We start from the raw sequence: 10,960 nt of genomic DNA on the forward strand, positions 1-10,960 counted from the left end.
TTCAATCCAGGGTCGTTCCGCGCCTATGGCTGCGGAGCAAGGGCGAGGATGTCCTGCAGCGTCGGTGCAGACTCGCGACGCGGACGTCGGCTGAACTTGAGGCCCTGCTTCTCGGCGTACTTGTGGACGCCCGCGTAATTGCGCCCCAAGGCGACGACGAGGTCGGGCAAGGCGATGCCATGAGCATGCGCGAGCGCGAGCGCGCGGCATTCGTCATCGCTCCAAGGCCGTTGGTAGCCGTGGACCAATCCCAAGATATTTGCGCGAGTGAAGAGGGAGGCCTTGGTACGGCCCATCTTGGTGGCGAGATCCGTCATCGGCATCTTGCCATAGTGTTCGCGCAGCGTTGCGATGTCGCCCTCGGTCCAGACGGGACCGCTCCGGAAGCCATCCCGATTGGCGTGAGTACCGCGCAGACCAAGGTATTCGGCCCGCCACTTGATCGAGTGGGTGGTACGGCCGAGCCGCGCTATGAGCGGCGTCCGGCTCGTTCCGTCGGCATAGACGCGCATCAACAAAGCGTCCTCGTCTGAAGTCCATGGACGGCCCCAACCGCGGCCGTAGCCGAGCTTGCGCAGGTGCGGGCCAAACCCCGCCTTCGTGCGTCGGGGAAAGCCCTCCGCGACCATCATCTCTATGATATCGAGGTAGCGATGGCCCTCAGCCGCGAGTGTCAGCGCGCGTGCCGCCTCGGCCTCGGTCCATCCTGGCGGGTTGTTCGGGTGTCGCAGGCCAAGGTTGCTCGCGTGCGTGATCGTGCCCGAGAGCGGGCGACCGATCAGGACTGCGATCTGTGCGACCGGTATCGCGCGCTCGAAGCCGGCGCGCAGCTGAGCATCCTCCCACTCGGTCCAGCGTGGGGCATTGCCTTCGGTAAGGCCGAGAAGGCCGGCGCGAGCATAAACGGCGGTGCAGGCTCGTCCGAGATCCTGTGCGAGCGCGGATGCGGGACGTGAGCCGTACTCGCGTGTCAGCCAGGCGTCCTCGGCCTCGGACCAGTTCCGCTGCGAGTTTCGGCGCAACCCCAAGGTCGCGATCTTGTCGCGGACGCCGTGGATGCGCCGACCGATCGCTGACGCGATTTCATCTATCGCTATGTCGTCGCGAAACAGGCGCTCCAGCGTTGCGACCTCGTCGGGCATCCAGGCATCGCCACGGTACGCCATCTCGCGAAGCCGGCCAGTCGGCGCCGTTCGTACCGGACAGGCGACGAGCTCGACGATATCGGGCGCTAGGTCGGTCATAGGGCCACCACTGCGACGTCGCTGAGGCGGGCACGTAGACGCGCATGGAGACGCGCAATGCGGTCGTCGCCCTTGGGCATCGTGTCGACGGCAGTGATCGCCGACAGGAGGTTGAGCGCCCGATCGGTTCGCTCCGCATCGAGCGACAGGTGTCTTGCGAGATCGCGCGCCGTGCTGGCGTTCGGGGAAATGCGTTTGAGTGCCTCGACGATAGCGGCAGCATCGGTCGCGGCGGGATCAAGGAGGAAGGCGTCGAGCGCGCGCGTGCCCTTGAGCGCGATCGCAGGGCCATGGTCTGCCACCTCGGCAAGCCCGGCGAGGTCGAGCAACCGAGCCGCCTCGGTCGCGTCGACAGAGGCCGCGGCGCGCAGCTCTGGGGTCTTTCCGATATGCTCGGTGATCGTCGGATCGATGTGGGCGAGGCAGGGTGTCGCCGAAAGGGCCGGTCCCATCGCGAAGAAGTCGCCAGGGACGAGCGTGCGAAGCGCATCGGCCTCCTTGGCTGAGAAGCCGAGAAGATCGGCTGCTCGCGCGATGTCGCGATCGAAGACGTTGAGGCCCACGAGGACGTTCTGCAGCTCGGAAACCACGGAGGTCGACAGCTTGGCGAGCCGCTGGGTGGCGATCACGGGTGCCAGGCCACGCTTACGGCCGCGAGCGCACAGATCGGTGAGTGTCGCGACGCCGAGGCGTCGCGCCTCCGCGTCTCGAGCGGACCCGGCGACGTGTGGCGCGAGGAGGTGTCCCTCGTCGATGCAGACAAGGACGGTGTGATCCCAGTCCTCGCGCGGCGCACCGATGAGACCGGCGAAGAAGGCTGCCGCCTTGATGATGCGCTGATCGGGATCCAGGTCGGTCAGGTCGATGTGGATCGACAGCCGATGATGTCGGCTCCGCGCGGCCGCTGCGGTTAGGCCATCCGCGGTCAGTTCGACCGCCCGGATCGTGGTGGCACCGATGTGACGGGCGAGGTTCTCGAACTCGCCCTCGGGGTCGACGATCGCGATCGTCGTGTAGTCGAACGCTTCTTCAATGATCCGGCGCAGCGTTCGGCTCTTTCCCGCACCCGAGCTGCCCTGGATGAGCAGGCGCCCGGCAAGAAGTCGATCGAGATCAAGGTGGAGTGCGCCGCTCGAATGGTGGCCCAGCGGTACGCGATTGTCTGCGGCCTCGGGGAGCGGCCTGATGGGGGTGACGCAGGTCATAGCGGCATCCTTGTTCTGGCGTCGTATGGTTTGGGGTGTCAGGTCAGGGCGGCGACCTGCTTGGTGATCGGCGCCGTGCTTGCGACCCGCTCTGCCGAGAGCGTGTCGAAGGTTTCGGGCATGACCCGAGCGTCGTAGCGTGCCTTGTCGACGAGGCCGTAGATGGGCTCGCCCTCGTGGCGCGCGAAGCCGAGCGCATCCACGCTGGCGACACGGCGAAAGACGCATCCGACCTTGCCGTCAGGAACCCAGTCCGCCCATGACCCGGACGCCGAGACGCTCTCGTACTGCCCAATGATGGCGGTGTAGGCGGCGCGACGGCGGACGACGTGGCTTTCTCCGATCGTCACCTCCTCGCCGGTCAAGGCCGTCCAGCGATCCGGATGCCAGCATCGCACCGACCGACGGGCGTTCTCGACCTGAAGAGCGATGCCGGGCACGGGCAAGCGGCGGAACTCGCTCGCGAAACCGTAGAGAACCAGCGCATAGTCGACGTCCTCCTCGTAGAATGGGTCCGCTCGACGAAGTGCCTCGGGCATCGCGGCTTGACGTTCATCGGAGAGGACGTAGCCGCCATGGCTCGGCGTCGAGACGCGCCAGATGCCGTGAAGAACCTGGTCGGCGCGATCGGGTGTGCCCCATGGCGTTGTGTCGGGCCGGGGGCTCGGCTGGAAGCGGGTCATCTGTCGTCTCCCTTATGGATCGGACAGGTCCCTCCCTCTCTCCTTCACTTATTCCGAGACGCTTAAAGGTGTCCCATTTTCCCGTCGACCCGACGTCATTTCGAGAAAGATCAATTGGGAACAGGTTTCGAGAAAGCCTCTCCTACGGGGTAGTCCTACTCGGCCGAAAGAATGATCAGTCTCGCTGCTCGTTCCCAATCGGGAAAGCGGAGTGCCGCGTCACCAGTATTTCGAAATCGCCCGAAACTGCTCGACCGCAACCTTCGTCCCTTCACCTTCCTCGGCATGAACGAGGCAGTGGTCAATATGGTCGTTGATGAGCGCGCGCTTGGCGCTGGCAATCGCGCTTTCGACGGCCTGGAGCTGCTGGGCGATGTCGACGCATGGCCGCTCTTCCTCGATCATCCCGACGATGCTGCGCAGATGACCCGCTGCGCGGTTCAGGCGCTTGATGATCGCCGGGTGGCTGGAGTGCGCGTTATGAGACATGCCCTCAATGTAGGATGCCGGCACCGATGTTGTCGAGTATCCCCCCAGGGGGATAGACGGCATCCCCCTAGGGGGATATGAGGCGTCCATGCTCAGCGTCCTGGCAAACCGGACTTACCGTCATCTGTTTCTCGCCCAGATCATCGCATTGATCGGGACGGGACTTGCGACCGTTGCGCTGGGACTGCTGGCTTATGACATCGCTGGTGGCAGCGCCGGGGCCGTGCTGGGCACGGCGCTCGCGATCAAGATGGTCGCCTATATCGGCGTCGCCCCGATCGCCGGAGCGTTCGCCAACCGCGTACCCCGGCGGGCGTTGCTTGTCAGCATGGATGCGATCCGCGCGGCCGTGGCGATCTGCCTGCCGTTCGTGAACCAGGTCTGGCAGGTCTATGTCCTGATCTTCGTCCTGCAATCGGCGTCGGCCGCGTTCACGCCGACGTTTCAGGCGACCATCGCGGACGTTTTGCCGGATGAGCGTGACTATACCCGCGCCCTGTCGCTGTCGCGTCTCGCCTATGACATGGAGAGCCTGACCAGCCCCATCCTTGCGGCCGGCCTGCTGACGGTGATGAGCTATCACTGGTTGTTCTCGGGCACGGCGATCGGCTTCATCGCTTCGGCGCTGCTCGTCGTCTCGACGGTCCTGCCCCGGCCCGCACCAGTCGAGGATCAGGGCGGCATTTACGACAAAACGACGCGGGGAACGCGCATCTACCTCAGGACGCCGCGCCTGCGCGGACTGCTGGCCCTGACGCTCAGCGCCGCTGCCGCGAGCGCGATGGTCATCGTCAACACCGTCGTCATCGTGAAGGGCCTGGGCCTGAGCCAGCGCGATGTCGCACTGACGCTCGCCGCCTTCGGAGGCGGCTCGATCACCGCGGCGCTGACCCTGCCGCGGGTATTGGACAGGATCGCCGATCGCACGGTGATGATCGTCGCCGCTGCCGTGCTGACGATCACGCTCGCGGCGCTCGCCGCGATCAGCGCGACGATGACGCCGGGCGCTGCCTATTGGCACGTCCTGCTGGCGGGCTGGCTGGTCATGGGCGTCGCCTACTCCGCAAGCCTCACGCCGTCCGGACGACTTCTTCGCCGATCGGCCAATGCCGAGGACCGGCCCGCCCTGTTCGCGGCGCAGTTCGCACTCAGCCATGTGTGCTGGCTGATCTGCTATCCGCTCGTCGGACAGTTGGGCGCTCGCGTCAGCATGAGCGCGGCCTTCGTCGGCATGGCGGCGCTGTCCGCGATCGGCGTCGTCGCGGCGCTTCGCCTATGGCCGGCGCATGATCCGGACGTCATTCCGCATGACCATGCCGATCTACCCGCCGACGATCCCCACCACGCAGAGCACGCCAAGGGCGATCATGCTTTCGTGATCGATCGCCGTCATCCGAAGTGGCCGAACCGGTGATGCGCTTGTCCGTTACAGGCGGTCAGCGTAGTTTCGGCAGAATGCCTATGCGTCATCCTCGATCCGCGCTGCTGGGCGCCGTGCTGGCGCTCGTCGCCATGCTCGGCCTGATCGGCCTGTCGGGGTGGCACAATGCGATCGTCCATGACGACGATGCGATCCATGCGTCAGTGATCGAGCATAGCCACGATACGCCCGAGAAATCCGATCCCGATGCACCGATCCATGTGTTGGCGCACGCGACAGGGCATTGGGTAGCGTTTGACGGGGCGCTCCCGTCCGAGCGGATGATCCTCGTTGCCGACCGGCAATGGATGATCGGCACCGCTCGTCTGCCCGGAGGGATCGACCCCGCAGAGTTTCTTCGACCTCCACGAGCCTGAGCCGGCACCGGCGCCAACCGCGCCACCAAGCTCACCTTTGCAGGAAGAAGATCATGAACGGCCCCAGTCGCCGGCAGCGCAGGCTTGCGCTGGCCGGTATGCTCGTAATGCTGTGCCCCATCGGCACGGCCGGTGCGCAGACGGCACCACCCTTCGCCCAGCTCCTGCGTCAGGCGCAGACGGCTCCGCGCGTGACCGCCCTCGATGCGGACGTGGCCCGCGCGCAAGGCCTTGCCGAACAGGCGCGCGCGCGGCCCAATCCCTTCATCAACGTCTACGCCGAGAACTTCGCCGGCGACTTGCAGAACAACGCGCGCAATCAGCAGCAGACCACCTTCCAGATCGATCAGCCGATTGAGCTGGGGGGCAAGCGTTCCGCCCGGATCGCGGCCGGGGAGGCGGGCATCGCCGCGGCGCAAGCACGGAACCGCGATGGCCGTCTGCTCTTCGCCACTGAACTGGCGCGCGCCTATGCGAGTGCCGAGGTAGCGGAACGCCGGATCGCGCTCGCCGAGGACGAGGTGGAGGAGGCGACCGCCGACCTGAAGGTCGCTCGCGCCCTTGTCGGTGCCGGCAAGGAAGCACGGTTGCGCCAGCTTCAGGCGGAAACCGAACTCGCGACCCTCGAAGCCGATCTTGAAGTCGCGCGTGCCCAGAAGACAGCGGCGCTCGCGCGGCTTTCAGGCTTGGCAGGTTCCCCGACGACGTTCACCGGGGTTGGGGAATCCCTGCTCGATCGGATGAACGCGCGACCGTCGAGCGGACCGGTCGATCCGATGCAGGCAACGACGGTCAAGGTCGCGGAAGCGGAACGGGAGGCAGCTGCAAGAGCCGTTACGGTACAGCAACGGCTTGCTGTTCCCAACATCACGGCGCAGCTTGGCGTTCGCCAGCTTCGCGTCGCCAGCGGCCCCGCCGTCGTCGCCGGGGTATCGGTGCCGCTGCCGTTCTTCGATCGCAACCGGGGCAATATCGATGCAGCCCGTGCCGATCTTCAGGGAGCCGAAGCCCGCGCCGCAGCGGCGCGGCTCGAAGCGGAGACCGGCGCGCGGGCCGCTTTCGTCCTCGTGCAGGCCGCCGATACGCGCGCGGTAGCCGCACAGCGAACGATGCGGACCGCCGAGGAGGCGTATCGCCTTGCACGTATCGCCTATGAGGCGGGCAAGGCACCGCTGATCGAACTGCTTGCCGCCCGTCACAATCTCGGCGCCGCCCGAGGCGTCATCCTCGACGCCGACATCGCGCGTCTCGACGCCCGCGCCAACCTTGCCCGCCTGTCGGGCCTCAGCATCACCGGAGAAGCGGTCCAATGACCGGAAAACATCGTCTCTATGCCGGGGCCGCCATCGGGCTGGTCGCGGCTGCCGCGCTCGGTTTCGGCGTCGCACGCCTCACCCAGGCACCTGTTCCGACACCGGCCCCGACAGAAGCCGCCACACCGGCAGCGTCGAACGACAGGCTGGTCATCACGCCGCAAGCTATTGCGACGTCGCAGATCACCGTCGCCCCTGCCGCTTCAGGCGAGCTGGATGCTGCTGTCATCGCCTCCGCGACGGTTGAGGCCACACCGGACGCGGAAGCGTTGCTGACGGCCCGCGCACCGGGGACGATCACGCGCATCTTCTCGCGGATCGGCGATCCTGTCCGGGCAGGCCAGACACTCGCCCTGGTCGAAAGCCGGGACGCCTCGCAGATCGCGGCCGACCGTTCATCGGCATCGGCGCGCGTGACGCTCGCCCAGCGCCAGCTCGCGCGCGAACGGACCTTGCTCGCACAGGGCGTCAGTCCCCGTGCCGACTACGAGGCCGCACAGGCCAACCTCGCGGTGGCTCAGGCCGACGCGCGCCGTGCCAGCGCCGCGGCAGGCGCCGCGCGTGTTACCGGCGACGGACGCTCCGTGGCGATCATCAGCCCGATCGCCGGCCGTGTGACTGCTGCTGCTGCCAATCTCGGCCAGTATGTCGCGGCGGAAACCGAGCTGTTCCGGGTCGCCGATCCGCGTCGATTCCAGATCACCGCCAACGTGCCCCCGGCCGATGCCATGCGGGTCCGCACCGGCGATCGGGTCGAGCTGAGCACCAGTGATGGCCGCACCATTGAAGGCCGGGTCCGTGCCGCAACAGGCGTCGTTGATCCGCAGTCGCGCACCGCGACGATCGTGGTGACGCCGACCGCCGGCACCAGCACGCTCGCACCCGGACAGCTCGTCCAGGCGCGCATCCTGGCCAGCGGCGGTGCGACCAAGGGCGGCGTCATGGTCCCACAGGATGCCGTGCAGACGCTGGGCGATAGGACGGTGGTGTTTGTCCGGACGCCGCAGGGGTTCAAGGCGCAGCCTATCCGCATTGCCAACCGCTCTGGCGGCATGGTCGCCGTTGCCGAAGGTATTAGCGCGGGCACGCAGATCGCCACGACCAACGCCTTCCTCATCAAGGCCGAACTCGAAAAGAACGTGGGAGGCGAGGAATGATCGAGCGCATCCTTTCGACATCGGTTCGCCTCCGATGGCTGGTCGCGTTCCTGACCCTCGTCGTCGTCGCGTTCGGGGCATGGCAGATCACCAAGCTGCCGATCGACGCGGTGCCAGACGTCACCAACCGTCAGGTGCAGATCAGCACCTTCGTCCCCTCGCTCGGCCCGGTCGATGTCGAAAAGCAGGTGACGTTCCCCGTCGAGACGGCATTGGCGGGCATCCCCGGGCTGGAGATGACGCGCTCCTTCTCGCGCAACGGCTTCAGCCAGGTGACGGCGGTCTTCACCGACGCGACCAGCATCTACTTCGCGAGGGCGCAGGTCACGGAACGGCTCGCCCAGGCGAAGGACAGCCTGCCGGCAGGCGTGCAACCCAACCTCGCGCCGCTCAGCACCGGCCTCGGCGAGATCTTCTTCTACTCGATCGCCTTCCGTCACCCGGACGGCAAGGGCGTGAAGACGGTCGATGGTCAGCCGGGCTGGCAGTCGGACGGCAGCTATCTGACGCCGGAGGGCGAGCGGCTGACCACCGAACTCGCCAAGGCTGCCTATCTGCGCACGGTGCAGGACTGGATCATCCGGCCGCAGATGCGCAACGTGAAGGGCGTTGCCGGGGTCGATTCCAATGGCGGTTATGTCAAACAGTATCTGATCGAACCCAACCTCAATGCGCTCGCCTCCTACGGCATCTCGATCACCGAGCTGGCCGATGCGATGGAGCGGGCGAACGTCTCGGCAGGCTCGAACTATGTGCGCCGCGCCGGCGAGAGCTTTCTGGTTCGCGCCGATGCCCGCCTGAAGTCGATCGAGGACATCCAGGAGGCGGTCGTCGCCACCCGCAACGGCGTGCCCGTGCGGGTCAAGGACGTCGGGCAAGTGATGATCGGTGGTGCGGTCCGCACCGGGTCGGGCAGCCGCATGGGATCGGAGGCGGTCATCTCGACCGTGCTGATGCTGGTAGGCGAGAACAGCCGCATCGTCGCGACCGCGGTCGGAGAGAAGCTGGAACAGGTCAACCGGACGCTGCCGCCCGATGTATTCGCCGAACCCGTCTATAACCGCTCGAAGCTGGTCAACGCGACGATCGCGACGGTCGAGAAAAACCTGATCGAGGGCGCGTTGCTCGTCATCGTCGTCCTGTTCCTGTTGCTCGGCAACGTCCGCGCCGCGCTCATCACCGCCGCGGTCATTCCGATCACGATGCTGATGACGGCATCGGGCATGAATGCGCTGGGCGTATCCGGCAATCTGATGAGCCTGGGCGCGCTCGACTTCGGCCTGATCGTCGACGGGGCGGTCATCATCGTCGAGAATGCGCTGCGCCACCTCGCCGAGCGCCAGCACGCCGAGAACCGCCTGCTGACGCTGGACGAGCGCCTTGAGACGACCGCCGCATCGGCGAAGGAGATGATCCGGCCGACCGTCTTCGGCCAGCTTATCATCTTCCTCGTCTTCGTCCCGCTGCTCACGTTCCAGGGCGTCGCGGGAAAGACGTTCTCGCCGATGGCGACGACGCTGATGATCGCGCTGGCCTGCGCCTTCGTCCTGTCGCTGACCTTCGTGCCGGCGATGATCGTGATCCTTATCAAGGGCCGGGTCAGCGAAACGGAGGTGAAGCCGATCCGCTGGTTCAAGGAGCGGTATGCGCCGCTGCTGGGCAAGGCGATCGCCCGACCGTTGCCCTTCATCACGGCCGGTGCCGGCGTGTTCGTCGCGGCGGTGTTCTGCTTCGGCTTCCTCGGCGAGGAGTTCATGCCGCAGCTCGACGAGAAGGACATCACCGTCACCAACTTCCGCGTGCCCTCGGCCTCGATCGACCAGTCGACGCAGATGCAGATGCGGATCGAGGATGCGTTGAAGACGCTGCCCGAGGTGGCGCTGGTCTTCTCCAAGAACGGCAATGCCGACCTCGGTACCGACCCGATGCCGCCCAACGCGTCCGACACCTACGTTATCCCTAAACCAGAAAGCGAATGGCCTACGGATGTGACGAGCAAGGAGGACATCCTCGCTCGCATTGAGGAGCGGATGAAGAGCGTCATCGGCAACCGGACCGAAATCCAGCAGCCGATCCAGATGCGCTTCAACGAATTGATCGCCGGCGTCCGCGCTGACGTGGCGATCAAGCTCTATGGCGACGACCTCGACGCGATGAGCACACAGGCACAGAAGATCGCGAACGCGGTCCGCACGATCCCCGGCGCCGGGGACGTGAGCGTCGAGCAGACCGACGGCGCGCCGACCTTCGACGTGCAGATCGACCGGCAGGCGGTCGGACGGCTCGGTCTCTCGGTCGAGGAGGTAGCGAACACCGTGTCGGCCGCACTTGGCGGCCGGGAAGCCGGGCTGTTGTTCGAGGGCGATCGACGCTTCTCGGTGGTGGTGCGTCTGCCCGACGCGCAGCGCGACGACATCGATACGCTGGGAGCGATCCCGGTCATGCTGCCGACGGCTGAGGGCCAGACCGCGCGCTCGATCCCACTGCGCGAGGTGGCACGGTTCAACTACACACAGGGGTTGAACCAGATCAGCCGCGAGAATGGCAAGCGCATGATGACCGTGCAGGTCAACGTGCGCGGGCGCGACCTTGGCGGCTTCGTCAAGGAGGCCGAGGCCCGCATCGATGCAATGCAGCTTCCCGCCGGGATGTATACCGGCTGGGGCGGCACCTTCGAGAGCCTGCAATCGGCGCGGCTGCGCCTGATGTTGGTGGTGCCGATCTGCTTCCTTGCGATCTACGCGCTGCTCTACATGGCACTCGGCGGCTTCGTTCCGGCGCTCATCGTCTTCTCGGCGGTGCCGATGGCGCTGGCAGGCGGCGTATTTGCGCTCTTGCTGCGCGGTATTCCCTTCTCGATCACCGCTGCGGTCGGGTTCATTGCCTTGTCGGGCGTCGCTGTCCTCAACGGCCTCGTCATGATGGGCGCGATCCGCAAGCATCGCGAGGAGGGCGAGGACGATGACAGGGCCATCGCTGACGGCGCGATGGAGCGGGTTCGTCCCGTCCTGATGACGGCGCTGGTGGCATCGCTGGGCTTCGTGCCGATGGCGCTTGCCACCGGCACGGGAG

9 protein-coding genes are annotated in these 10,960 nt (G+C 66.3%); 5 read left to right on the forward strand and 4 right to left on the reverse strand.

The features are described from left to right. Positions 1-23 precede the first annotated feature (23 nt). From ACFDS6_RS13135 to ACFDS6_RS13150, 4 genes are all read right to left on the reverse strand, one after another. The gene (locus ACFDS6_RS13135) at positions 24-1,244 is read right to left on the reverse strand and encodes a hypothetical protein (RefSeq protein ID WP_116463002.1); all 1,221 of its coding nucleotides are present in this window, start codon (positions 1,242-1,244) and stop codon (positions 24-26) included. Then, entirely contained in the window at positions 1,241-2,449 is a 1,209-nt protein-coding gene (locus ACFDS6_RS13140; RefSeq protein WP_116463003.1) for a helicase HerA domain-containing protein, read from the reverse strand. The genes ACFDS6_RS13135 and ACFDS6_RS13140 overlap by 4 nt, the downstream gene beginning before the upstream one ends. Before the next feature lie 38 nt (positions 2,450-2,487). Then, on the reverse strand, positions 2,488-3,132 hold the full coding sequence (locus ACFDS6_RS13145) for a DUF7007 domain-containing protein (RefSeq protein WP_116463004.1): 645 nt from the start codon (positions 3,130-3,132) through the stop codon (positions 2,488-2,490). A 219-nt stretch (positions 3,133-3,351) separates the two neighbouring features. Then, positions 3,352-3,621: a metal-sensing transcriptional repressor gene (locus tag ACFDS6_RS13150; RefSeq protein ID WP_116463005.1), complete on the reverse strand. Its 270-nt coding sequence runs from the start codon at positions 3,619-3,621 to the stop codon at positions 3,352-3,354. Between the two features lie 88 nt (positions 3,622-3,709). On the opposite strand from ACFDS6_RS13150, the gene ACFDS6_RS13155 reads away from it, so the two are divergent. The 5 genes from ACFDS6_RS13155 to ACFDS6_RS13175 form a co-directional block, all read left to right on the forward strand. Next, positions 3,710-5,035, forward strand: a complete 1,326-nt coding sequence (locus ACFDS6_RS13155; RefSeq protein WP_116463006.1) for an MFS transporter — start codon at positions 3,710-3,712, stop codon at positions 5,033-5,035. 47 nt (positions 5,036-5,082) lie between these two features. Then, positions 5,083-5,418, forward strand: a complete 336-nt coding sequence (locus ACFDS6_RS13160) for a hypothetical protein (protein WP_126013726.1) — start codon at positions 5,083-5,085, stop codon at positions 5,416-5,418. Between the two features lie 53 nt (positions 5,419-5,471). Next, positions 5,472-6,731, forward strand: a complete 1,260-nt coding sequence (locus ACFDS6_RS13165) for a TolC family protein (RefSeq protein ID WP_116463008.1) — start codon at positions 5,472-5,474, stop codon at positions 6,729-6,731. Next, on the forward strand, positions 6,728-7,888 hold the full coding sequence (locus tag ACFDS6_RS13170; RefSeq protein WP_116463009.1) for an efflux RND transporter periplasmic adaptor subunit: 1,161 nt from the start codon (positions 6,728-6,730) through the stop codon (positions 7,886-7,888). Before ACFDS6_RS13165 ends, ACFDS6_RS13170 begins: the two co-directional genes overlap by 4 nt. Continuing rightward, on the forward strand, positions 7,885-10,960 hold a 3,076-nt coding region (locus ACFDS6_RS13175; RefSeq protein ID WP_375272592.1), incomplete at its 3' end, for an efflux RND transporter permease subunit. The genes ACFDS6_RS13170 and ACFDS6_RS13175, both read left to right, overlap by 4 nt.

This window comes from Sphingomonas sp. (assembly GCF_042095875.1).
Lineage (GTDB): Bacteria > Pseudomonadota > Alphaproteobacteria > Sphingomonadales > Sphingomonadaceae > Sphingomonas.